The organism is Lolliginicoccus suaedae (assembly GCF_008312885.1).
Classification (GTDB): Bacteria; Actinomycetota; Actinomycetes; order Mycobacteriales; family Mycobacteriaceae; genus Lolliginicoccus; species Lolliginicoccus suaedae.
On the sequence record NZ_VSSO01000004.1, the window covers coordinates 272,979 to 296,217 of the forward strand.

Below are 23,239 nucleotides of genomic sequence, written 5' to 3' on the forward strand. Positions count from 1 at the left end.
CCTTGGCGTTCATCTCTGGCGCGCGGGGCGCCGGGGTTCACGCGAGTGGATCACTCAGCGGGAACGATCTTCTTGGCCGTGTCCTGCACCTTGGTGACCTGGGCGTTGAACTTGCCCTTGGTCTTGGTGTCAACGAAGGTAGCAGCCTTGTCGACGGCCGAGTCGATCTGGCCCTTCTTGCTGGCGACAGCAGCCTTGGCCTTGCTGGCGTTGGTGTCGAAAGCAGCCTTGGCCTTGGTGCTGTTGGCCTCGAAAGCAGCCTTCGCCTTGGTGCTGTTCGCCTCGAAAGCAGCCTTCGCCTTGGTGGCGTTCGCGTCGACGGTTGCCTTTGCCTTGTTGGCGAAGCCCTTGACCGAATCAATCGTGCTCATGTTGCTCCTAAAAAACTGCGGCACCTTGAGAATCGTGCCGACGGCGGTCGGGGGGATCTCCCCGCTTGGCCTTTAGTGTCGCAGCAAGTTGGACAAAACTCCACTCGGTGTGGCCAGTACCACCATTGGCGCGCCGCGCGACCCGGCTGAGCACGCCCAGAGGGCCGGATTTCCTGATGACCTGGCGGTTAGCGACGCTGGGTCCGCGTCGGCCAGCTTGCCGATCGGAACAAACCGGACGGCCCACGACCACCGCGCAGCGCTGGGAAACCATCGGGGCGGCTATTGTTCTTCCCTTTTTTGCCCGGCGTAACCACGCGTTCACGAACCATTTGTTAATCAAGCGTCAGTAACTTTTTCGGGCGGCCGCGGAGCGCCCATGATTTGCTGTGACAGCGAGTCTCGAACACTTCGGGAAAAGTTGCCCGCCAACGGACTCCCGCCTAGCCGCAGCGCAGCCACCAACGATCCGTCGGCAACGGCTTCACCATGTCCACCCGCTGCCCCGGCTTCGGCACGACCACCCGAGCACCAGCGGCCTCCGCCGCCGCCTGCAACCGCACCATCGGCTCCACCCACGAATGGAACGCCAGGTTGAACGTGCCCCAATGCACCGGCAGCATCACGCCTCCGCGCGGCGCCGTCAGCTGCCCATGCGCCCGCACCGCCTCCTCCGGATTCAGGTGCACATCCGGCCACTGCTCCGCATACGCGCCCACCGGCAGCACCGTCAGGTCGAACGGGCCATGATCCGCACCGATGCGCGCGAACTCCGCCATGAAGCCCGAGTCACCACCAAAGAACACCCGATGCCGCGGACCCGCCAGCACGAACGAGGCCCACAACGTCGCGTTGCGCGTCAGGCCCCGGCCCGAGAAATGCCGCGCTGGCGTGCACGTCACCTCCACCGGGCTCGACTCCCCCACCGTCGTCGACTCGTTCCAGTCCAGCTCCGTGATGCGATGCGACGCCACCCCCCACGACCGCAGGTGCGCCCCCACGCCCAGCGGAACGATGAACCGCACCGGCTGTGCCGCCGCGATCGCCCGCACCGACCACTCATCGAGATGGTCATAATGATCATGCGAGATCAGCACCGCATCGAGCTTCGGCAACTGCCCCACCCGCACCGGCACCGGATGAAAGCGCCGCGGCCCCACCGCCTGCGACGGCGACACACGATCGCTCCACACCGGATCCGTCAAGAACCGATGCCGATCCACCTCCACCAGCGTCGTCGCGTGCCCCAGCCACGTCACCGCCAGATCAGCAGCCATCGCGGGCGCCAGCGGCACCGACACCGGGATCGGCCGGGACGGGGAACCCACCTGGCCCCGCCGCGCCATCGCCATCACCAGGTCGACCATCTGCTCCCGCGAGAACGCGGACACCGGCTCCAGGTTGTGAAAGCGACCATCGCGGAAATGCGGCGACCCAGCAGCATACGGCCGGATCCGCGCCCGAGAGGCACCCGTCGCCCGCGACATCCGCGCCGAAGCCACCGCCCCGGCCGCCGCGCTAGCAGTCAACGCTCCAGCGAGCGCAATCCTTCGAATCACGCTCCCACTCTATGACGCGCAGCGCCCGCACGCTCAACGGCCGAGGGGCGCGCGTCGAGGCTGCGTGGCTTGGCCCGGGGCTCGGCGTTCGGTTGTGCGAGGTTTTGCACCCTTGGACGGCCGCGGGAAGGTGCTTTTTGTAGCACTTCCGGGGCGCGGGGGCGTGGGGGCAGGCCAGAGAACCCGCTACTCGCCCGCCCTGGCGCTGGCGAGGCGGGGCGCCATTGTTTCCATTTGCTGCATGACGAGCTTGATGGCCTCGGGCTGCTTGTCGGGCGGATACTTGTAGATAACGAGCAGCCGCTTGATGGAGGAGCGCAGCTTGGCGCGGACGTCCTCGCGCACGGTCCAGTCGGTGCGCACGTCTCGCTGCATGACCTTGACGAGGTCGCGGGCGATCTTGGCGAGGACGTCGGTGCCTTGGATATCGACCGCGGATTCGTTCTGCGCGACTGCGTCATAGAACGCCAGCTCGTCCTCGGTCAGCTCCGGGTTGAAGTCCTTGCCCCGATTCGCCTCGCCCGCGACTTCCTTGGCCATCTCGATCATCTCGGCGATGACCTCGGCGGCGGTGAGCTGCTGGTTGGTGTAGCGGCGCATCAGCTCGTCGATGCGGTCGGAGAAGGCGCGCTGGCGGACGATGTTGTGGCGGGTGACGTGCCGGGCTTCCTCGGCGATGACCTTGCGCAATGCTTCGATGGCGAGGTGGGGGTGGGAGGCGTTCTTGGTCTTGGTGATGTAGTCGGGGTTAAGGTCGTCGAGGCTGGGTCGGGGGATGCCGGCGGCGTCGTAGATGTCGATGACGCCGTCAGTGTCGGTGGCGGTGGCGATGAGCTCGCCGAGCTGGCGGGCGATCTCCTCGGGGATGGGCTCACCGGCGGCGGCGCGGTCCTCGGCGTCGAACTTGGCCATCCAGACGCGCACTTCCTCGTAGAAGCGCACTTCGCGCTGCACGGCGGAGAGGTTCTGGGAACCGCTGCATAGTGCCCACGCGCGGGAGAGCTGGCGGGCGAGCTGCCGGTAGCGGTCGGCCACCGTGGTCTCGTCACTTGTTGAGCCGCGCGGTTCGCGGAGCCATTCGACGGTGCCCATGACGGCGTTGGTCCAGCATTTGGGGCCTCCGGCGGCGAGGCGGGCTTTCCAGTCGTGGTCCTTGAGCAGCGCGCGGAGCTGGTCGAGGAGCGTTTCGGTGAGCGCGATGGCTTCGTTGATGTCCTTGCCGACGGGCTTCTTGGCGCGGTCGTCGCCAGTGTATTCGGCGAGGGCCTTGTGCAGGTTGTCGACGAGCGGGGCGTACCCGACCATGAGGCCATCCTGCTTGTCGCGGAAGGTGCGGTTGACGCGGGCGAGGGTCTGCATGAGCAGCGCGCCCTTGAGCGGCCGGTCGAGGTAGAGGGTGTGCAGGGGTGGCGAGTCATAGCCGGTGAGCATCATGTCCTTGACGAGGACGATCTCGAGCTCGTCGGCGGGGTCCTTGAGGCGGGCCTTGATGGCTGCGTTCTCGCCGTCGCGGCGCACGTGATCGGAGATGGGTGGCTCGTCGGATGCGGTGCCGGAGTAGACGACCTTGATGCGGCCCTGGTCGAGCGCGTCGGCATGCCAGTCGGGGCGGATCCTGACAATGGCGCTGTACAGGTCGGCGCAGATCTTGCGGGTGGAGCACACGATCATCGCCTTGCCGTGCACTGGCCGCTCGCCTGGTTGGCTGAGGAACTTCCGCATGACGATGCGCCGGTTCTCCCAGTGCGCCACGATGTCCTCGGCTAGGGCGGCAAGCCGCTCGGGGGCACCGTAGACGGCATTGACGACGGCGACGGATTTCTCGATGCGGTCGCGCTCGGCGTCGTCGAGACCGGCGGTGGCCTCGTCGGCGGCGGTGTCGAGCTGCTCCTGGGTGACACCCTCGGCGAGTGTGACCTTGACCAGGCGGGGCTCGAAGTAGACGGGCACGGTGGCGCCGTCCTCGACAGCACGGGTGAGGTCGTAGACGTCGATGTAGTCGCCGAACACCTCGCGGGTGTCGCGCTCGGCGTCGGAGATGGGGGTGCCGGTGAACGCGATGAGGGTGGCGTTGGGCAGGGCGTCCTTGAGGTGGCGGGCGTAGCCGTCCAGATCGTCGTAGTGGCTGCGGTGGGCCTCGTCGACGATGACGATGATGTTGCGCCGATCCGACAGCTGCGGGTGCTCCTGGCCGGAATCACGCTCCTCGAGGGAACGCCCGAACTTCTGCAGGGTGGTGAAGAAGATCCCGCCGGTGGCGATGTCCTGCAACGAGGCACGCAGTTCCGCGCGACGCTTGATCTGCTTCGGCTTCTCGGGCAGCAGCAGGCTCTGGTCGAACGCGGCGAACAACTGGCCGTCAAGCTCGTTGCGGTCGGTGATGACAACAATGGTGGGGTTGAGCAGCTGCGGATGCCTCGCCACGAGATTCGCGTACAGCTCCATCTCCATCGACTTGCCGGACCCCTGGGTATGCCAGACGACACCAGCCTTGCCGTTGGAGCGGACGGCCTGCACCGTGGAACCGACTGCCTTGGTGACGGCGAAGTACTGGTGCGGCTTGGCGATGCGCTTGACCAGCCCGTCCCCGCCCTGATCGAACGCGGTGAAGCTGCGGAGCAGCTGCAGGAACCGTTCCTGGTTGTACAGGCCATCGAGGGCAACATCGAGGCTGGTGGCGGCATCACCGGATTCGGTGAGCGTGCCCGGCTCGACAGGCTGGCCGTTGTCATCAACGTTCCACGGCGAATAGTGGTTCAGCGGCGTGAACGGGGTGCCGTACTTGGTGATGACGCCATCCGAGATGAGCGTGAACACGCAGAACCGGAACACCAGCGGGAACTCACGCACATAGGTGCGGAGCTGGGCGTGCGCGGAAGCGACGGTGGCATTCTCGTTGCTCGCCCGCTTCAGCTCGACAATGCTGACGGGCATGCCGTTGCAGTACAGCACCACATCTAAGCGGCGCTCATGCTCAGCAGTGCGTACGGTGACCTGATTGACGACGAGCCAATCATTATCGCTCGGCTCACTGCTGACCAGCCGGATCGTCGGATTGTGCTCCTGCCCATCCGCATCGAAATACGACACCCCGCGATAGCCATCCACGAGGAACGTGTGGATGCGATGATTCTCCGCGATCGCATCCTGCGACTTCGGCGTCACCACCTCCGCCGCCGCCTGCTTCAAATACTGCGCGGGCACACCCGGATTCAGCCGCTGGATCGCCGCGAGCAGCCGCGACGGAATCACCGCATCCGCCCAATCCTCCCGCTCCCCCGACCCCGGAGCCACCTCATCCGCCCCCGCCGGACGCCAATCCAACCCACCGAGCACATCAAGAACAGACTGCTCCCAATCAGCCTCAGACATTCCGTAGCGTGTCATCGGGATCCTTTCGGGGGTCGGGGCTAGCGGCCAGGGGTGTCGGTGGGGGTAGGGGTGTCGAGGGTGCGGGGGCGACCTGTCACACCACGTCCGACACAGTCCGCTCGGCATCCTTCACCCGGATGCGGCCCGACATCAGAGCTGGGAGGAGGGCGTCGCGGGTGGCGGCGAGGGTTCGGTTCTCATTCGCAACACTCTTGATCGATCGGAACAACGGCCCAGCCTCATCACCAAAGGCTGCCAAGGCTTGTCGCTCAGGCATGGCGACCAAGTAGTCAGCCAACGCGCCAGCCGAGACGCGCTGCCTACCTGATGTACCGATCATGTGCTGGATGGCATACGTTCTAAACCGGTCACTCGTAGCCATGAAGTAGCTCAGTTCTGACGGAAAGCCAGGCTTTGATCTCATGACAATGAACTCCGTGGAACCAACGGCCACGTCACCCTCATCAAGAAAGTTCACGTACCCAGTCTTGCGATTCTGAAGACACGGCGTGATTCTCGCCAGCAACGTGTCACCGTTCTGAAATCGCGCACCACCCTTCGGCGCGCGCCGCTCCCATTCCTCAATGGTTGAGCCTGCCGTCGGAAGCTTCTGCATATCAACGTAGACAGGCTCATCGCCCTGCAGCTTTGGAGTTGCCGGATTGAAGTCGATCAACTCCCCGAGAGGTACTTGGTCAACAGTAGCCTCCGCCTCGACGTCTATCCCCAATGTCACAAACCGCGCTGCAAGCAGACCCTCCGCCGTCTCCGCAAGCTTCCGGTTCGCCGCGATCGTGTCGTCGAGCGCGCCAAGGACCTCAGCTATAGCTTGTTGCTCGGGGAGAGGCGGAACTGGTACTGCCAGACGCTTAAGATCAGAGCCCTTGATTCCGGCCGCTGCAACTTGCTGCACTATCGATTCCATCAATCTTCGCCCAGATGTGGAGCCAAAAAAATAGTAGTAAAAAGCAGGCGCGACGACTTCCATATTCAAGCGCGCGCGTATTATGTGACTCTCCCATGTCATGAGTCGGCCCACAGGCATAACTATCGAACATTTACCGGCCCCTTCGTAAGTCAGGGACTGGCGCGCAAAAAGAAGATCTCCGCCCTCAAGGGAATGCGCCGCCATCTCACGGTCATTTAGGGGCGCAAGCTCACATTCAATGTCACCAATCCGATCGTGCAAGAATATTTCTTTCATATTGACCATTGGCACTCCCGAACCACGAGAGGAGGAAGGATAGCTAACCCCATTCCGCAGCGGCTCTGCAAGTAGGTCTCCGAACTCGCAATAAACCCACTCCCCCATCAAATCCTCCCCAGCTGCTCGCGCACGACCGCTGCCAGCCGCTCGGATTCGTCGAACTGTGCGAACAGTTCTTTCTTCAGCCGTGCGATCTTCTCGTCGATGGGTTCGCCGTCGTCTTCGATCTCGGCGGCGCCGACGTATCGTCCGGGTGTGAGGGCGTAGTCGGCGGCTTTGATGTCGGCGAGGGTGGCGGATTTGCAGAAGCCCGCCACGTCTTCATACGAAAGGCCCTCGGCTAGGGCGGATTCGGATCCGCGCCAGGCGTGGTAAGTGCTGGCGATCTTGGTGATGTCGTCGTCGGAGAGGGCGCGCTCGGCCCGGTCGATCATGTAGCCGAGGTTGCGGGCGTCGATGAACAGCACCTGGCCTGCACGGTCGGTGGCACCGCTGCTCTTGTTCTTGGCGAAGAACCACACGCACACGGGGATGCCGGTGGAGCGGAAGAGCTGAGTGGGCAGGGCGATCATGCAGGAGACGAGGTCGGCCTCGACGATGCGGGCACGAATATCACCTTCGCCGCTGCTGTTGGACGACATGGAGCCGTTGGCCATGACGACGCCCGCGCTGCCAGCGGGCGAGAGCTTGGCGAGGATGTGCTGGATCCACGCATAGTTGGCGTTCTTGATGGGCGGCACGCCGTAGCGCCAGCGAGGGTCGTTCTCGTTGCGCGACCAGTCCTTGATGTTGAACGGCGGGTTGGACATCACGTAGTCGGCGACGAGGTCGGGGTGCAGGTCGCGGGCGAAGGTGTCGCCCCACATCGATCCGAGGTTGCCGTTGAGGCCGTGGATGGCGAGGTTCATCTTCGCCAGGCGCCAGGTGCGCTCGATGCTCTCCTGCCCGTAGACGGAGATGTCGGAGCCTTCTTTGTTGTGCGCTTCGAGGAACTTCTCAGCCTGCACGAACATGCCGCCCGAACCGCAGCAGGGATCGTAGACGCGCCCGCCGGTGGGTTCGAGGACCTCGACGAGGACACGCACCACGCTAGCGGGGGTGTAGAACTCGCCGCCGCGCTTGCCCTCGGCGCGGGCGAACTTCTCGAGGAAGTACTCATACACCTCGCCGAGGAGGTCGCGGGCCTTGGAGGCGCCGCGCCCGGTGAAGCGGGCGTTGTTGAACAGGTCGATGAGCTCGCCGAGGCGGCGCTGGTCGACGTTGTCGCGGTTGTAGATGCGCGGCAGGGTGCCGTCGAGCGACGTGTTGGCGCCCATGAGTTCCGCCATGGCGGTGTCGATGAGCTCGCCTATGGACTTCGGTAGCTCCCCCGCCCCGGCGGGCTTGCCCTTGGCGTGCTGGGCGAGGTATCCCCAGCGTGCTCCGGCGGGAACCCAGAACACCCCGTTGCCGATGTATTCGTCGGCGTCGTCGATGATCGCGTCGATCTGCTCCTCATCGAGGCCGTCTGCTTCGAGCTCGGCGGTGATCTGCGCGCGCCGCTCGGTGAAGGCATCCGAGACGTACTTGAGGAACACCAGGCCAAGGATCACGTCCTTGTACTGGGAGGCTTCCATGGATCCGCGGAGCTTGTCCGCGGCCTTCCACAAGGTCTCCTTGAGCTCCTTCATCGTCGATGCCGCTGCGGGGCTGGTGGTATCGACGGTGGTGGCGCGCTTTCTCGGTGGCACAGGTGGTTCCTCTCGGTGGGGCTTACGCCGCTACCCTAGCGCGATGCCGGTCAGCGCTGCCTGGGTGGCGCGATAACCCGGTTATCAGCGTTGACTTGTGGTGTAGCGCCTGTTCAGAGAGTTGGCGGCTCCCACACGCCGATCTCGCGCGCTACGCGAAGGCAGATGTGATCGTTGCCCGGCGCCCCGACGACCTGCACCCCCACCGGCAGGCCGTCACCATTGAGCCCGAGCGGCACCTGGGTCGCGGGGAGGCCCAGGAAGTTGAAAACCGTTGTGTTGGCAAGCGCCAACGGCCGGAGATAAGTGCTGAAGTGCTTCGGCGCGACCCGGGGAAACGGCGGATATAGCACGACCCCATCACCGATCGTCTCGGCGATATAGTCGGCCTCCCGGTGTGCCGCGCTGATCAATCGGCGAGCACCATTCGTCCGCACCCGTCGCGCCGGTGCGGATTCGGCGAGGTTGAGCACGGCTATCGGCGCGCTAGCAAGGAGATGCACCAGTTTCCGGTCTCGCAAAGCCGGCAGCCCCACGATCTCGGTCAGCGTCGCGGCGAAATCCATCTCTCCGCCGATAGTGGCCGCGGCGAAACCCATCGCCCGACGCATTCGCGGCAGCTCAAGCTCCGAGACATTCGCACCAGCGCTCTCCAGCTTCTCCGCTGCCCGCAGGCGCGCTTGCTCGATGTCGGGCGTCGATGCGACAGCCGAGGAGTTCACGGCGACGAACACATCGAGCCCAGTGATCGACACATCGTCGGGATCACCGAGCTGGATGTCACTCATGCCTGGGTGCGATTCGTGGACCCCCGAGATGGCCTTGAGCGCCGCATACAGATCCTCCGCATGGTGCGCGATGGGCCCGAGCTGGAGCGCATCACGAATCCCAGCAGTCATAGGGAAATGCCCCGTGTTCGGCACCAGCCCAGCCGTCGGAAGGTGCGCGAAAACGCCATTGAACATCGCCGGGATGCGGAGCGAGCCACCCAGATCCGAACCCAGCGCGAACGACGCGCCCCCGATCGACACGGCAACCCCATCACCGCCCGACGAGCCACCCGCCGTGCGCCGCGGATCATAGGGATTGCGGGCGATGCCATACAACGGGTTGTGCGTCTCCACCCAGAACAGCGGCCCCGCCGAGTTCGTCACCGCGAGGATGATCGCCCCGGCTTCCTTGATCCGCGCGACGATCGGTGCGTCCGCCTCCGCGCGAAACTCCCTGCGATGGTAGAAACCGCCCGCCTGAGGCATCCCAGCTACCGCGATCAGCTCCTTCACCGTGATCGGCACACCGAGCAACGGAGGCAGCTCGCCCGGCTCGGCCGAAGCGATGCGGGCATCCACGGCATCGGCCTCAGCGCGCGCGGCATCAAAACGGGGCTTCGCCACCCCACCGAGGCTCCGGCCACGCTTCAACTGGTCGATATGTGCCTCCACCGCATCACGAGCGCTGACCTGCCCGTCCTTGATCGCGGCGGCCAGCGCTACGCCCGAGACTCGCGTGGGATCCATCATCCTTCCGAACCTACGCACCCCCCTCGTCGAAGGCACGCGCTTCCGGCTAGATGTCGCGGGCTAGGTGGCGGGCGGCTCCCCCGGTTGTGTGCAGTTTTGCACCCCCGCGCGGCCCTTGGGTTCAAGGGGTGGATGCAACACCAGTCGATTCAGATGGGTGTTGTCATGGCTCTTCCTCCGCGTCGTGTTGTGCTTCGAGAGTTCTGGGACGAGGTGGTCGGACGCGGCACGTCGCCGGGCGCCGCGGGACACGCCGCTGGTGCCACGAGGTGGACTGGCCAGCGGTGGTTCCGAGACGCTGGCGGGGTGAAACCACGTCTCGTTGCCGCGTGCCGGACTGGTCCACGGCCGCGGCTCACGCTCCATGATCGCATCGAGATCCAGGCCGGGACGCGCTGCAACGAGTCGATCCGGTCCATCGCGGCCCGGCTCGGACGTGCCCCGTCGACGATCAAGCGGGAGATCGATAGCAACGGCGCGCCGGAGTGGTGGGCCAGGGCGGGCCGCAAGTCCGGGTATCGCCGCAAGGAAGCGTTCGGCGCATGGCAGGGCTCCACGGCCGCGCGGGCCACCTACGCCGCGACACTGGCCCAGGCGCGGTCCGACCAGCGCGCGGGCCGCCCGAAGCCGGGCAAGCTGGCCCGCCGCCCGCGCTTGCTCGCCGAGGTGCAGCAGCGGCTCGGCGACAGGCACAGCCCGGAACAGATCTCGGGTGCCCTGGCCGTGGAGCATCCCAGTGATAGGGAGATGCGTGTGTCCCACGAAACGATCTACAAAGCGATCTACCTGCAAGGACGCGGAGCGCTGCGGAAGGAGCTCCATGCGTGCCTGCGCACCGGCAGGGCCCTGCGCAAGCCCCGCCGCGGCGCGCGGCCCGGCACGCGGGGCCGGATCCCCGGCATGGTCAACATCAGTGAACGCCCGCCCGAGGCCAGCGACCGCGCTGTCCCTGGGCACTGGGAGGGTGATCTCATCGTCGGCCCGGAGAGCAGGTCCGCGATCGGCACCCTTGTCGAGCGCCGGTCCGGGCTCGTGCTCCTTGTGCACCTGCCCGACGATCACACCGCCGCGTCGGTGGCCGCTAGGACCATCGAGAAGATGCAGGCCCTTCCCCGGATCGCGCGCCGCACCCTGACCTGGGACCAGGGCACGGAGATGTCGTTGCATGCGAAGGTCGCCATGGGCACCGGGATGCAGGTCTATTTCTGCGATCCCCACTCGCCATGGCAGCGGCCGACCAACGAGAACACCAACGGCCTGCTGCGCCAGTACTTCCCCAAAGGCAGCGACCTGTCGGTCTACCCGCCGGACTACCTCGACTACGTCGCGATGCAGCTCAACACCCGGCCCCGCAAGCGGCACGGCTTCCGCAAGCCCATCGACGTCTTCAACGAGATACTCTCAGAACCGTCATCTGTTGCATCGACCGCGTGAATCCGCCGGCCAGATGAGGGTGCAAAAGGTAACACTTCCGGGGCCACATCGCGGGGCCCAGGGCGACCGGGGCAACTACGGCACCGGCAAGCCCACATTTACTCCGTGGCGAGCTCGATGCTGCGGCGGGTCACGCCGTCGTAGGTGGTGCGGGCGAGCTGCGCGAGGAGGCTGATTTGCTGCCGGAGCGAGTGCTGCTCGGTGTCGATGCGGCGCAGGTGGCGGGCTAGCTCGTCGGCCTGGTCGGTGGGCGTGTAGCGAATGGGCCAGCCGCGAACGTTCTTGGCGTGGTCGGGCTGGGTGTTGATGTCGGCGGCGATAACGCCGGGCAGCAGCACTCCCCGCTGGTCGGCGGGCTGTTTCGAGGCGAGGCGTAGCACGCGGGCAGGGGCCTCGACGACGCTGGTGCCGTCGTAGTCCACGATGGCGGTGATGCGCGGGCTGGTGGCGTAGACGATGTCGCCGGGCTCGGTGTAGCGCGCGTAGGGGTGCTCGAGGGCGAACCGGGCGGCGTCGATGGTGCGTTCGCCGAGCGGGTGGCGTCCGATGAGCTCGTCGCACCCGATGACGCGAACGCCCGCGCCACTGCCGATGTGAGCGGGGTCGAGGCGGGTGCCGGGTACGGTCCGCAGGATCTTCTCGGTGATGAGCCAGCCGATGGTGGCGGTGTGTGGTCGCTGCCCCGTCGTGGCGCGACCCACGGGGATGTCGATCGCTACGGGTTGGCTGCTCTGCTCGGCGATCGTGCGGGTGAGGGTGTTGATGCGCTGGGCAAGCTCAGCGCCGGCGATGGGATCGCGCGGGGTGGGGGCACCGGTGTCGGTGAGGTCGCCGCGATAGGTGAGCAGCGACGGCAGTGGGACGAGGCGGCTGAAGCGGAACGCGTGGGTGTGCGCGAGGGCGGGAGTGCGCAGGCCTGCTTCGAGATCGGTGAGCAGATTCTCGAGGTCAGTCTGGTCGAGGCGCGCGTTGGCCATGTCAGCGGTGAGGACGTAGCGCTGGTCGGGGGTCGTTCCCCGAGGAGCGGGCGCGAGGATCCACAGGGCGAGGCTTTCCTGCGGGGTGGTGCGCACCCATCCCTTGGGCAGGGCGACGATGGCGCGGACGCAGCCTGAGCGGAGCAGTCCCGACCGGATGTCGTCGCTGGCTCCGCTGAGCTGTTTGGCGAGGACGCTGGCGGGCGCGGCGACGAGCGCCACGTGGCCTTCGGTGAGCTGCAGCGCGATCTCGTCGATGGCCCGGAGCATCGCGTCGCGATCCATCGTGGGCGTGGACGGGGCCGGGAGGTGGGTGACGATGAGCGCGTCGGCGGGGGGCAGGAACGCGCCGCCCTCGTCGATGCGCAGTGGCTGGCAGTGGATGTCATGCGCCCTCAGCCGGCGCCGGGCTAGCCGGGACGCCGGATCCTGGCGATGCACGGTGCGCGCGGTGATGCCCGCATCGGGCGCCGCGGCGTTGCAGGCGACGAGCAGGTCCGATCCGCCCGGCGCGGGGTCCACGATGGTGGCCGCTCCCCCGCTCACGGAGAGCGCGATGCGGGACAGGATCTCGGCGGCGTGGTCGGTGAGCGCCACGGCCGGGTCGCGCGGTGTCGCCAGATCGATGCGCCGCCCGATGAACCGCTCCATCGCCGCGACGGGACTGTAGGCGGCGCTCGCGGCCTGATCGGCCCAGGCTGCGAGGACGGGGGCAAGGTCGCCGACGGCCGCGATCTCGCGATACAGGCAGCTGTCATCCGGGTCGGCATCGTCGGCGAGATCCACGAGTTCCTCGGTGCCGAGGTCGCCGATCTGCTCGCCCGTCGCCACCTTGAGGCAGAGCAGCGCGGTGAGCGCTGCGAACATCTGCTGGTCCTCGACGCCTCCGCTGCCCGCGAGCTCCGCGAACGCGACCGCATCCTCGGGCGCTGTGGGGTTGTTGCCCTTGCCCGTCGCGCGCAGCCATTCGCTGACCTCGCGGGCATCGAACCGCTCGCCCTGCCCCTCGGCGCGCACCGGCGAGGGGAACGGGGTGCTGGTCCCAGCGCTGCGGGTGCGCCATACCGAGACCACGGGCCGTTGCACCTCCGCGAGGGCGGCGATGCGGGACAGCGACAGGGTTGGCCTCTCGAGCGGCACAGCGGGTTCTCCTCGGTGGGATGTCGTCGGCGGGGCTGGTGTTCTCAGCCTACCGCCGCTTGCGATGTTGTTTCTCAATTTAGTGATAACCCAGTTATCAGTCGATAGCTATTTTTTGTCAGACGTATGCGTCAGTCTAGGTCGGCACCAGATGAAGGAGCCGCCATGAACCACTCGCCCCCGCGACCACCGCCCGTATGCGGCAGCAAGGTCCGCTACCAGACCCGCACCGACGCCCTGAGCACCACTGAGGCGCTCGCCAACGCCGACGAGTACGACGCCCACTTCTGCCCCCGCTGCCGCGGCTATCACCTCTCCTCGACCCGCGACGTATAGCACCCGCACCCACGCCGCCTAACCGCCCATCCCCCGAGAAGCCCCGTCCTCTCGTCCCGAGCAAAGGAAACTGCCATGCCCGTTCGCTGGTCCGTCCTCGCCCACACCGTCCGCCGTGGCCTCACCGGCCGGACCACGCCCGCCCCGTTGCTGCCTGCCGCGCCCCGCTGGCGCGCCGTCATCCGCACCTTTCAGGCGCCCTGCTTCACCGGCGATGCACTGTCCCCCACCGCGTGGGCCGTCGCCGCCGTCACCGATGGCACGCACCTGACCACCCACGTGGCCAGCGCGCCGTTGCCGACAACGGTAGGCCGGGCCACCGACAACGCCATCGCGCTCGCCGGGCTGGAGTGCTTCGGCGGGCTGTACGAGGCGGTCGAATCAGCGGGCGGCGAGCTTTCCCTCCACATCCACGATGCCGTGCTGCGGAGGCTCGTGCGCGACGCCGCCGCATCGTTCCCCCTCGTGACGATGACAGGCGCCTTCCCCCGTAGCGCCGAGCGCGCGAAGCTCAGCGACGCCACCGCCCGGGCGATGCGCTCGATCACTGCCCACCACGAGGCTCTCCTGCGCGAGCACCAGGCACGGCAGCCCGTCCTGCTGATCGGCACCGACGCCTCGATCGACAGGCTGCGCCCCGGCGCGGGGATCGCCGCCATCGACGCCGACGGCCGCACCACCACGCGATTCCTGCGCTCCATCTCCGATACCTTCCACGCCGAGCTCGCCGCCATCGAGCTCGCCATCGACGCCACGCCCGGCACTCGTCCGCTGCGGATCCTCAGCGACAACCAGCACGCGGTCCTCGCCCTCGGGAAGAAGGCGGACCTGCAACGCATCCGCAACAGCTCCACCCGCGCCCTGGTGCAGCGGATCAGGAGCAAGCGCAACGGACGACGCATCGAGATCACCTGGGTGCGCGGGCACAACGGCAACAGCCTCAACGAGGCGGCGCACCGGCTTGCCGTTGCCACCCGCCGCTGCCGCATCGCCAACGCCACCCCAGGTGCCCTGCGCGCCATCAGCCACACCATCGCCAGCGACCTGCGCGCGGCCCAGCCCGCCTGAACCCTCCCACCTGATCGCAGTCCGCCCCTCGACCAAGGAGGCTCCATGCCCCACTCCGCCACCACCCTCATCGCTGTCCTGCTCGACCGCTCCGGATCGATGGCCTCGATCAAGAAGGACATGGAAGCCGGGTTCGCCGCGCTCATCGCCAAGCAGGACGCGCTGCCCGGCACCGCCCTCGTCACCCTGTCCCAGTTCGACACCCACTACGAGGACGTCTTCCCGCCCATCCCCGCCCGCGAGGTCACCGGCCTGCATCTCCAGCCCCGCGGGCTCACCGCCCTCCTCGATGCCGTGGGCCGCTTCGTCACCGAGATCCGCGATGAGCTCCACCGCGCCGAGGACCTCGAGCCCCAGGACGTCGAGCCCGGCCCCGCCCCGGACAAGGTGATCGTCGTCGTCATCACCGACGGCCACGAGAACGCCAGCAAGACCTGGACCGTCGAAGGCGTCCGCGACCTCGTCACCGGGCAGCAGGACGAGCACGGCTGGGAGTTCGTCTTCCTCGGCGCCAACCTCGATGCCGTCGAGGTAGGCCACGACCTCGGCTTCCGCGCCGATCGCTCCCTCACCTACAGCGCTGACTCCGACGGCGTAGGCGACGCCATGGAGGTGCTGTCCGACTACGTCGAGCGCTCCCGCAGCACCCCCGGCACTCCTGCTGGATTCAGCGCGGACGATCGCCGCCGCGCGATCGGCGACCAGGGCTGAGCACTCCTGGCGCACCCGCCCCGGGGCCCTCCCCCCCCCCGCTGCTCGACCCATACGAATACCCAGAAGAAAGAAGGACACCATGAAGAACTCCCTCCCCGCCGCCTCCGCGGCCCTCGTGCTCGCCGTGCTCCTCACCGGCTGCGCCACCAACCCGGCCGATGGCTCCGGCACCCGCGCTATCGAGGAGGCATCCTCTTCGGACGCCGGTGCCGCCGATGCTGCAGGTGCGCCCACTAGCGAGCAGGACAACAGCGGCCCCGCTTTCGGCACGCGCGGCAATCCTGTCCCGACCGGCACCACCGTCGAGCTCGGCCCCGACTGGCAGGTCAACGTCGTATCCATCACCGCGGACGCGACACCCATCGTGCTTGCCGAGAACCAGTTCAACGATGAGCCTGTCCCCGGTCGGGAGTTCGTGATGGCCCGGATCTCTCTCACCTACATCGGCGAGGAATCCGGCACCCCGTGGCTCGACCTGACCACCAAGTACGTGGGCGCGGACGGCAACGCCTACGCCACTGGCTCCGACGACTACTGCGGCGTGTTCCCCGAGCCGTTCAACGACATCAACGAGCAGTTCCCCGGCGCCACGCGCGAGGCGAACCAGTGCTGGTCCGTGCCGTCCGGTGCCGTTGCGGGCGGGGTGATCCTCGTGGAGGAGAGCTTCAGCCTCGACGACACCCGCGTGTTCTTCCAGGGCGGGTAGTCGCCCGGCTGCGGTGGGGCTGGCTCCGCGCCCCCGGTTGTGTGCCCAAGCTCCCCGGTTGTGCGAGGTATTGCACCCTCGCGCAGCCGTTCGAGGGTGCGAAACGTAACACTTCCGAGCAGGGGGCGGGGCCGAGCGGGGATGTGGGCCCGAGCTGGAGGCGGGCCGGGTCCACCCAGCCCCCGCCGCGCAAACGAAACTGGCCTGCTTCCCGAGGGGATGCAGGCCAGTTCGCGCTGGTATCAGCGGCAGTACACGGTGGGCAGCGGGTCGTAGACGACGGTGTGGGAGTTGCGGGAGATCTCGGCGCCGGTGCTGGCGCTGCGGATGATGCGAGTGTCCCTGGTGGTGAAGCCCTGCTGCCCGCTGGTGGGGATGCAGTTCGGTCCGGCGGCCAGCGTGATGGTGCCGGGCTGGGTGTAGTTCCAGCGGCCAGCGTTGACGGATTCGACGTTGACGGTCTTGGTGCCGATGATGCGGACGGTGACGGTGCTGGCGTTGGCGAATGCCTCGATGCGCACGCTGTTGGGCGAGGTGTTGCGGAACTTCACGTCGAGCACGCCCTCCCATACGGTGGCTTCGCGCCCGGCCGGGTAGCGGGAGATGTAGTAGGAGTGCTCGTGGTGCTCCACGTCCTGCATTCCCGCGAAGTACGACGCGTTGAACAGGGTGGTGGCGAACTGGCTGATTCCTCCGCCGATGGCCTTGCCGGGGCGTCCGTTGATGATGACGCCAGCCTCGATGTAGCCCTGCGCTGATCCGCGCGGGCCGGTGTAGCCGTTGAGGGAGAACACAGCGCCCGGCGCGATGACAGCACCGTTGACCTCCTCGGCGACGCGGCGGATGTTCACGCCGGAATCGGCTGCGAAGCCTCCGGTGGTGAACTCACCGATGACCTGGTTGCCCTGCGGGGCGGAGGGAGCAACGGGCGCGGCAGGCGCGACCGGTGCCGGGGGCGCCTGGGGCGCGGGCGGCAGGAGACCCTCGGAGCCATTGGGTGGCATGGGGATCTCTGGCAGCTCAAGCACGGGCGCCGGGCCTGGCAGGTTCAGCGAGTCCCACAGGTCACCCAGTGGGTCCGCTGCGGCCGGGGCAGCCCCAGCGAGAACGAGCGCGACACCGGCACCCGCTGCGGACAACTTTCCCAACAACCGCATTTCCACTCCTCAAACGAATCGTGTACCTACTCAAGATAGTGCATCCCCGACCAAAGCCGCATGTCGAGGGGTTGTGGCGCAGTGCTGGGCCAATGGTGCCCATCGGCAATACTCATTCCTGCGCGCTCGAATCCGGCAATTCGGGTGCAAAACCGCGCAACTCCGACTTGGAGCCTTCCCCGCTCCGCCGCAGTGGAAACTATTCCCGCGTGGATCGGGAAAAGTTTCCACCCGCGCGGACCCAGCGCTGAGACCACCAGCACGGAGACCACCAGCGCCGCCGCGCCCCAACTAGTCGCCGGTGAAGCTGGGGCGGCGGCCTTCCTTGCGGGCCTGCCGGGCCTCGGCGACGTCGGAGCTGGCCCACGCGGCACGGTGGGCGGCTTGCTGCTCTGCGGTGGGCTCGCTCTGGGCGGCGTGGTTGAACACGAGCTTGAGGTGGCGGATGGTCAGCGGCGCGAGCTGGGCGATCTCCGCGGCCCATTGCTGGGCGGCGGCGAGGTCGCCGTGGCGGTTGGCGAGCCCGCACTGCAGGGCGCGGTCGGCGGCGAGCGGTTCGGCGGCCATGAGCATGGCGCGGGCGGTGGATCCGCCGGCGAGTTCGCTGAGGCGGTTGATGGTCCAGTTGTCCATGGCGAGGCCGAGCTTGGCGATGGGCACCATGAAGTAGGCGTCTTCGGCGACCACGCGCAGGTCAGCGGCAACGGTGAGCTGCACCCCGGCGCCGATGGCCGGGCCGTTGACGGCAGCGATGACGGGCAGCGGGGTGTGCTGGACGGCGTGGAGCATGGCGTAGAGGGAGCCGATGAAGTCACGGTCGTAGGCGGCGCTGCCGAGATCGGCTCCGGCGCAGAAGGCAGCTCCGCGGCCGGTGAGGACGATGGCGCGGGCGCTGGTCTCCTCGGCCTCGCGCACCATCTCGGTGATGCCGGTGCAGATGCTGGTGTTGAGCGCGTTGCGGCGGTCCTCGCGCTGCAGCTCAATGGTCACGACGTCCTGGTCACGGCTGTACCCGAGCATTCCTACCTCGTTCGATCGTGGTTCGCGGTCCTCGTTGCGCGAAAGCTTCGCGGGCCCTGTTCCTTGAACCCTACTGTGGGCGCCTGCCCGGGATGCGAGGAAGCCCCCGGCGCTATTGGCGCCGGGGGCTGCTGACGGATTGGTGAAGGGCTAGAAAGTATCGGGATCGGGTCCGATGCGCCCGTCGGTGACGTCGAGCGCGGTGATGCGGTCGACCTGCTCATCGGTGAGCTCGAAGCCGAAGATGTCGAAGTTCTCCTTGATGCGTCCTGGCGTGACGGACTTCGGGATGACGACGTTGCCGAGCTGGAGGTGCCAGCGCAGGATGACCTGCGCGACTGTGGCGCCGGTCTCGGTGGCGATCTCGGCGAGCACGGGATCCTGAAGGATCTGTCCCTGGCCGAGCGGGCTCCATGCCTCGGTGGCAATGCCGTGGCGGGCGTGGAACTCGCGCAGCGCGGGCTGGGAGAAGCGGGGGTGCAGCTCGATCTGGTTGATGGCAGGCACCTCGCCAGTGGCCTCGATGAGCTGCTCGAGGTGGGGTACCTGGAAGTTGGAGACGCCGATGGAGCGGACCTTGCCGTCTGCCTTGAGCTGCTGGAGCGCGGCGAACGTCTCGGTGTAGAGCCCTTCGGCGGGCTTGGGCCAGTGGATGAGGTAGAGGTCGATGTGGTCGAGGCCGAGCCGCGTGAGGCTGTCGTCGAAGGCGCGGAGCGCGCGGTCGCGGCCCTGGTCGTCATTCCACAGCTTGGTGGTGACGTAGATCTGGTCGCGGGGGATGCCGGATTCGCGGATCGCGGCGCCGGTGCCGGCCTCGTTGTCGTAGATGCGGGCGGTGTCGATGTGGCGGTAGCCGGTCTCGAGTGCCGTTGCCACTGCCTCGTGGGCCTGGTCGTCGGGAATCTGCCAGACGCCGTATCCGAGCTGGGGGATGGTGTTGCCGTCGTGGAGTCGAATGCTGGGAACAGTCACGTCAGCTCTAACGCCTTCCTGACGCAGAGGATTCCGCATCGCGCGGCATTCGCGACGATGTGTCCGAAGGATCCAGTTTCTCATCCTCGCCCGCGCGGATTGGCGGTAGCGTTGCGGCCAAGTACCGATGCCCACTGGCCCCGGGAGCGTATCGCCATGCCCACAGTGACAACGTCCGCGCAGTTGTGCGACAACGTCCTCGACCTCGGATCCTTCATGTCGTGGGACACCGAGCCGATCCGGGTCGCGATGTCCGAGCAGTACCGGGCTGATCTCGAGGCGGCCCGCGAGAAGTCCGGCCTCGATGAGTCGGTGGTGACGGGCGAGGGGCGCATCCGCGGGCGCCGGGTCGCGGTGATCGCGTGCGATTTCGGGTTCCTCGCCGGCTCGGTGGGCGTGGCCGCGGCGGAACGGATCGTCTCGGCCATCGAGCGCGCCACCGCGGAACGACTGCCGCTGCTGGCCTCCCCCACCTCGGGCGGTACTCGCATGCAGGAGGGCACGGTCGCGTTCCTGCAGATGGTGAAGATCGCCGCGGCCATCAAGATCCACAAGGAAGCGCACCTGCCCTACCTGGTCTACCTGCGGCATCCCACTACCGGCGGGGTGTTCGCCTCGTGGGGCTCCCTCGGCCATGTGACTGTCGCCGAGCCGGGCGCGCTGGTGGGCTTCCTCGGCCCGCGCGTGTATGAATCGCTGCACGGGGCGAGCTTCCCGGAGGGCGTGCAGACCTCGGAGAACCTGTACCAGCGTGGCGTGATCGACGGCGTGGTGCCGGTGCGGTGGCTGCGCCCCATCCTCGACCGGGTGCTGCGCGTGCTCGGTGGCACGCCGAAGCTGCCGGAGCGGTTCGAGCCTGCCCCGTTGATCGAGGACCTGCCCGACATTCCCGCGTGGGATTCCGTGCTGGCGTCCCGCAGCCCCATCCGGCCTGGCTCGCGCAGCGTGCTCCGCCACGGCGCCACCACCCTGACCCCGTTGAGCGGCACCGGGCAGGGCGAGTCGGATCGCTCGATGCTGCTGTACCTGGCCCGCTTGTCGGGCACTCCTTGCGTGGTGCTGGCGCAGGATCGCGCAGTCTCCGCCGACAGCGATGCGTTCGGTCCCGCAGCGCTGCGCGAGGCCCGCCGGGGCATGCGGCTCGCCGAGGAGCTGCACCTGCCGCTGGTGCTGATCATCGACACGATGGGCGCAGCGTTGTCCAAGGACGCCGAGGAACGTGGCCTGGCCGGGGAGATCGCCCGCTGCCTCGCGGAGCTCGTCACGCTGCGCTGCCCCACCGTGTCGGTGCTGCTCGGCCAGGGCACCGGCGGTGGCGCGCTGGCGATGCTGCCGGCCGACCGGGTGCTGTGCGCGCTCAATGGCTGGCTCGCGCCGCTACCGCCGGAGGGCGCCAGCGCGATCGTCTACCGCTCCACGGGCCGCGCCGCGGACATCGCCGCGCAGCAGGGCATCCGCTCGCGCGACCTGCTGCACGCGGGCATCGTTGATGCCATCATCCCCGAGGAGCCTGACGCCGCGCAGGAACCCATTCCGTTCAGCCAGCGCGTCGCCGCTGCCATCGCCCGCGAGATCCGCGACCTCTCGCTGAAGCCCTCGCAGCAGCGCCATGCCGCGCGCTTGCGCCGCTACCGCGAGTTCGGACTGCCGTCCCGGTGAACCGGCCCGATCGACCCTGTCGGCCAGTCGGCCCCCGCCAGAACCAACGCACTGTGAGAATCGTGAGAAAACTGGCACTATGACGACATGCCCGAGTCCGCGCTGGTGCTGATCGTCGATGACGACGCCGAGATCCTCGCTTCCCTCGAACGCGGCCTGCGCCTATCCGGGTTCAACACCACCACCGCCGAGGATGGCGAGGTGGCGCTGCGCCGCATCCGGGAGTACCAGCCGGATGCCGTGATCCTCGACGTGACGATGCCCCGGCTCGACGGGGTCAGCGTGGTCACCGCGCTGCGCGCGATGGGCAGCGACGTGCCGATCTGCGTCCTCAGTGCCCGCAGCTCCGTCGATGATCGCATCGCCGGCCTCGAGGCCGGTGCCGACGACTACCTGACCAAGCCGTTCGCGCTCGGCGAGCTCGTCGCCCGCGTGCGCGCGATGCTGCGCCGCCGCACCGATACGCCTGCCGCCCCGCGCGAGACTCTCATCGCTGGCCCCATCACTATCGATGTCACGGCCCGGCGCGCCACATGCAATGACCGCGAGCTCGATCTGACCAAGCGGGAGTTCGAGCTGCTCACCACCCTCGTCCAGCACAAGGATGCGGTACTGTCGCGCAAGCAGCTGCTCGAGATCGTGTGGGGATACGACTTCACCGCGGATACCAACGTCGTCGATGTGTTCGTGGGCTATCTCCGCAAGAAGCTCGAGGCCGACTGCTCGCCACGCATGCTGCACACCGTGCGCGGAATCGGATTCATCCTCCGCACCGAATGAGCACCTTCTCGATGACCACCGATCCCTAGGGCCCCGCATCCATGACCAGGACCGCGCTGCAACGCCTCTCCCGCCAGCTAGCGCGCTGGTTCGGTACGACCCGGTTGCCGTCGCTCTCCCTCGCCACCCGGGTCGCGATCGCCTCCGCGCTCGGTGCCACCATCATCGTCGCCACCGTCGGTTCGTTCATGTGGTACCGCATCGGCACTGATAAGCACGCCACGCTCGACCAGCAGCTCAGCGCCGTGACATCCATCGCCGCGAGCCTCTCGGCCAACTCGCTTTTCGCCGCCCGCACCCAGCTGCCAGAGGGCTTCGAGGCGACGTATCACGCCGACCGGATCCTCATCGCGGCCCGCAGCGTCAAGATCCCCCGGCTGCCCGATGGCCTCGCCACCCGTACCATCGAGGGCGAGGAGTACCGCATTCTCACCGTCACGCTGGTCGAGGAGCCGCGCGCCTTCCTCTCCGTGGCCGTGCCCACCCGCGACACCGTCGATCAGATCAACTCCGAGCGCCGGCTCACTGTCATCGTGTCCATGCTGGCCATCGCGGCCGCCGCCGCGCTCGGCTGGCTGTTCGCCGGGTTCGCTGTCCGCCCCCTGCGCCAGCTCACCGATCAGACGCGCCGCATCACCGCTGATGACCTGCGCCCCATCCCGATCGTCACGGGCGCCATCGAGGCCGAGGAGCTATCGCGCGCCATCTCCTCGATGCTCGCCCGGATCACCCGCGAGCAGCGCCGCAAGAATCACGCGCTCGAGACTGCCCGCGACTTCTCGGCGGTCTCCGCCCACGAGCTGCGCACCCCGCTCACCGCGCTGCGCACCAACCTCGAGGTGCTCGATACTCTCGACCCCCCGCCGGAGGATCGTCGCACCATCATCACCGAGACCTTGCAGTCCATCACGCGGATCGAGCAGACCCTCAAGGCGCTCGAGCGGCTCGCTGCTGGTGATCTCGCCCGCCGGGCCGACTACGAGGACGTCAACATCCCGGACCTGCTCGACCGTGTCGTCCACGAGTCCAGCCGCGTACACCCCACCGCCTCCATCGAGCTCGGCGACGTCGACAACGTCACCATGCGCGGCCTGCCCGCCGGGCTGCGCCTCAGCCTTGACAACGCCATCACCAACGCCATCAAGCACGGCAGGGCCACCGTCGTGCAGCTCGCCACCAAGCCGCAGCGCAACAACTACTTCGACATCACCGTCGATGACAATGGCTGCGGCATCCCCATGAAGGAGTGGGAGTCGGTCTTCCAGCGGTTCAGCCGCGGCTCCAACACCACAAGCTCGGGCTCTGGCCTCGGGCTGTCCCTCGTTGCCCAGCAGGCCGAGCTGCACGGTGGGCGGGCGTTCATCACCACCAGTCCGCTCGGTGGCACCCGGCTCACGCTGCGCATCCGCATCCCGCGCAGCGACCGTCTCCCGGCCGCAGCGGGAGCGCCGGCCAGTGGCGACGGTTCCAGCTCGCACGAATCCAGCCCGGGCGAATCGTGAACGACCAGCCACACC

At 67.5% G+C, this 23,239-nt stretch carries 17 protein-coding genes and 1 pseudogene; 8 read left to right on the plus strand and 10 right to left on the minus strand.

The genetic code is table 11. From position 1 onward, the window contains the following. Positions 1-50 precede the first annotated feature (50 nt). The 6 genes from FXO18_RS13040 to FXO18_RS13065 all read right to left on the minus strand — a co-directional run bounded on the left by FXO18_RS13040 (position 51) and on the right by FXO18_RS13065 (position 9,759). Positions 51-371, minus strand: coding sequence for an antitoxin (locus FXO18_RS13040; RefSeq protein ID WP_149361554.1), 321 nt, complete (start codon positions 369-371; stop codon positions 51-53). A 443-nt stretch (positions 372-814) separates the two neighbouring features. Continuing rightward, positions 815-1,858 carry an MBL fold metallo-hydrolase gene (locus FXO18_RS13045; RefSeq protein WP_149361745.1) on the minus strand — a complete coding sequence of 348 codons (1,044 nt, stop codon included), beginning with the start codon at positions 1,856-1,858 and terminating at the stop codon, positions 815-817. 258 nt (positions 1,859-2,116) lie between these two features. Then, positions 2,117-5,317, minus strand: coding sequence for a type I restriction endonuclease subunit R (locus tag FXO18_RS13050; protein WP_149361555.1), 3,201 nt, complete (start codon positions 5,315-5,317; stop codon positions 2,117-2,119). Positions 5,318-5,396: 79 nt separating this feature from the next. Then, positions 5,397-6,614: a restriction endonuclease subunit S gene (locus FXO18_RS13055; RefSeq protein WP_149361556.1), complete on the minus strand. Its 1,218-nt coding sequence runs from the start codon at positions 6,612-6,614 to the stop codon at positions 5,397-5,399. Then, on the minus strand, positions 6,614-8,239 hold the full coding sequence (locus FXO18_RS13060; protein WP_407936474.1) for a class I SAM-dependent DNA methyltransferase: 1,626 nt from the start codon (positions 8,237-8,239) through the stop codon (positions 6,614-6,616). Before FXO18_RS13060 ends, FXO18_RS13055 begins: the two co-directional genes overlap by 1 nt. Positions 8,240-8,352: 113 nt before the next feature. Further along, complete coding sequence (locus FXO18_RS13065; RefSeq protein WP_149361557.1) at positions 8,353-9,759, minus strand: amidase; 1,407 nt, start codon at positions 9,757-9,759, stop codon at positions 8,353-8,355. Between the two features lie 165 nt (positions 9,760-9,924). Between FXO18_RS13065 and FXO18_RS13070 the strand changes: the two genes are divergently transcribed. Next, a complete protein-coding gene (locus tag FXO18_RS13070) occupies positions 9,925-11,193 on the plus strand; it encodes an IS30 family transposase (RefSeq protein ID WP_407936475.1) in 1,269 nt (422 codons plus the stop codon). Between the two features lie 98 nt (positions 11,194-11,291). On the opposite strand, the gene FXO18_RS13075 is transcribed toward FXO18_RS13070, so the two are convergent. Beyond that, positions 11,292-13,310, minus strand: coding sequence for a hypothetical protein (locus FXO18_RS13075; RefSeq protein WP_149361559.1), 2,019 nt, complete (start codon positions 13,308-13,310; stop codon positions 11,292-11,294). 165 nt (positions 13,311-13,475) lie between these two features. Here FXO18_RS13075 and FXO18_RS15975 point away from each other — a divergent pair, with 165 nt between their 5' ends. From FXO18_RS15975 to FXO18_RS13090, 4 genes are all read left to right on the plus strand, one after another. Then, entirely contained in the window at positions 13,476-13,646 is a 171-nt protein-coding gene (locus FXO18_RS15975) for a hypothetical protein (RefSeq protein WP_187774355.1), read from the plus strand. Between the two features lie 75 nt (positions 13,647-13,721). Next, positions 13,722-14,714, plus strand: coding sequence for a ribonuclease HI (locus FXO18_RS13080; protein WP_149361560.1), 993 nt, complete (start codon positions 13,722-13,724; stop codon positions 14,712-14,714). 45 nt (positions 14,715-14,759) lie between these two features. Next, a complete protein-coding gene (locus FXO18_RS13085; RefSeq protein ID WP_149361561.1) occupies positions 14,760-15,425 on the plus strand; it encodes a vWA domain-containing protein in 666 nt (221 codons plus the stop codon). An 82-nt stretch (positions 15,426-15,507) separates the two neighbouring features. Then, positions 15,508-16,134: a hypothetical protein gene (locus FXO18_RS13090; protein WP_149361562.1), complete on the plus strand. Its 627-nt coding sequence runs from the start codon at positions 15,508-15,510 to the stop codon at positions 16,132-16,134. A gap of 242 nt (positions 16,135-16,376) precedes the next feature. Here the strand turns inward: FXO18_RS13090 and FXO18_RS13095 are convergent. The 3 genes and pseudogenes from FXO18_RS13095 to FXO18_RS13105 all read right to left on the minus strand — a co-directional run. Beyond that, positions 16,377-17,036, minus strand: a pseudogene (locus FXO18_RS13095) (VanW family protein); the annotation flags it as partial. Between the two features lie 546 nt (positions 17,037-17,582). After that, the gene (locus tag FXO18_RS13100) at positions 17,583-18,311 is read right to left on the minus strand and encodes an enoyl-CoA hydratase (protein ID WP_149361564.1); all 729 of its coding nucleotides are present in this window, start codon (positions 18,309-18,311) and stop codon (positions 17,583-17,585) included. Between the two features lie 150 nt (positions 18,312-18,461). Next, positions 18,462-19,322 (minus strand): aldo/keto reductase, encoded by an 861-nt coding sequence (locus FXO18_RS13105; protein WP_149361565.1) that lies wholly within the window; start codon positions 19,320-19,322, stop codon positions 18,462-18,464. A 117-nt stretch (positions 19,323-19,439) separates the two neighbouring features. Between FXO18_RS13105 and FXO18_RS13110 the strand changes: the two genes are divergently transcribed. The 3 genes from FXO18_RS13110 (at position 19,440) to FXO18_RS13120 (ending at position 23,224) form a co-directional block, all read left to right on the plus strand. Next, the gene (locus FXO18_RS13110) at positions 19,440-20,942 is read left to right on the plus strand and encodes a carboxyl transferase domain-containing protein (RefSeq protein ID WP_149361566.1); all 1,503 of its coding nucleotides are present in this window, start codon (positions 19,440-19,442) and stop codon (positions 20,940-20,942) included. Between the two features lie 87 nt (positions 20,943-21,029). Then, positions 21,030-21,722, plus strand: a complete 693-nt coding sequence (locus FXO18_RS13115) for a response regulator transcription factor (RefSeq protein WP_149361567.1) — start codon at positions 21,030-21,032, stop codon at positions 21,720-21,722. A gap of 41 nt (positions 21,723-21,763) precedes the next feature. Further along, positions 21,764-23,224, plus strand: coding sequence for a sensor histidine kinase (locus tag FXO18_RS13120; RefSeq protein WP_149361568.1), 1,461 nt, complete (start codon positions 21,764-21,766; stop codon positions 23,222-23,224). Positions 23,225-23,239 lie beyond the last annotated feature (15 nt).

Coding starts and splice junctions, on each gene's coding strand:
- FXO18_RS13090 (WP_149361562.1), top strand. CDS start 15,508: ATGAAGAACTCCCTCCCCGCCGCCTCCGCGGCCCTCGTGCTCGCCGTG.
- FXO18_RS13050 (WP_149361555.1), bottom strand. CDS start 5,317: ATGACACGCTACGGAATGTCTGAGGCTGATTGGGAGCAGTCTGTTCTT.
- FXO18_RS13100 (WP_149361564.1), bottom strand. CDS start 18,311: ATGCTCGGGTACAGCCGTGACCAGGACGTCGTGACCATTGAGCTGCAG.
- FXO18_RS13085 (WP_149361561.1), top strand. CDS start 14,760: ATGCCCCACTCCGCCACCACCCTCATCGCTGTCCTGCTCGACCGCTCC.
- FXO18_RS13055 (WP_149361556.1), bottom strand. CDS start 6,614: ATGGGGGAGTGGGTTTATTGCGAGTTCGGAGACCTACTTGCAGAGCCG.
- FXO18_RS15975 (WP_187774355.1), top strand. CDS start 13,476: ATGAACCACTCGCCCCCGCGACCACCGCCCGTATGCGGCAGCAAGGTC.
- FXO18_RS13040 (WP_149361554.1), bottom strand. CDS start 371: ATGAGCACGATTGATTCGGTCAAGGGCTTCGCCAACAAGGCAAAGGCA.
- FXO18_RS13105 (WP_149361565.1), bottom strand. CDS start 19,322: ATGCGGAATCCTCTGCGTCAGGAAGGCGTTAGAGCTGACGTGACTGTT.
- FXO18_RS13120 (WP_149361568.1), top strand. CDS start 21,764: ATGACCAGGACCGCGCTGCAACGCCTCTCCCGCCAGCTAGCGCGCTGG.
- FXO18_RS13110 (WP_149361566.1), top strand. CDS start 19,440: ATGCCCACAGTGACAACGTCCGCGCAGTTGTGCGACAACGTCCTCGAC.
- FXO18_RS13065 (WP_149361557.1), bottom strand. CDS start 9,759: ATGATGGATCCCACGCGAGTCTCGGGCGTAGCGCTGGCCGCCGCGATC.
- FXO18_RS13070 (WP_407936475.1), top strand. CDS start 9,925: ATGGCTCTTCCTCCGCGTCGTGTTGTGCTTCGAGAGTTCTGGGACGAG.
- FXO18_RS13080 (WP_149361560.1), top strand. CDS start 13,722: ATGCCCGTTCGCTGGTCCGTCCTCGCCCACACCGTCCGCCGTGGCCTC.
- FXO18_RS13115 (WP_149361567.1), top strand. CDS start 21,030: ATGCCCGAGTCCGCGCTGGTGCTGATCGTCGATGACGACGCCGAGATC.
- FXO18_RS13045 (WP_149361745.1), bottom strand. CDS start 1,858: ATGTCGCGGGCGACGGGTGCCTCTCGGGCGCGGATCCGGCCGTATGCT.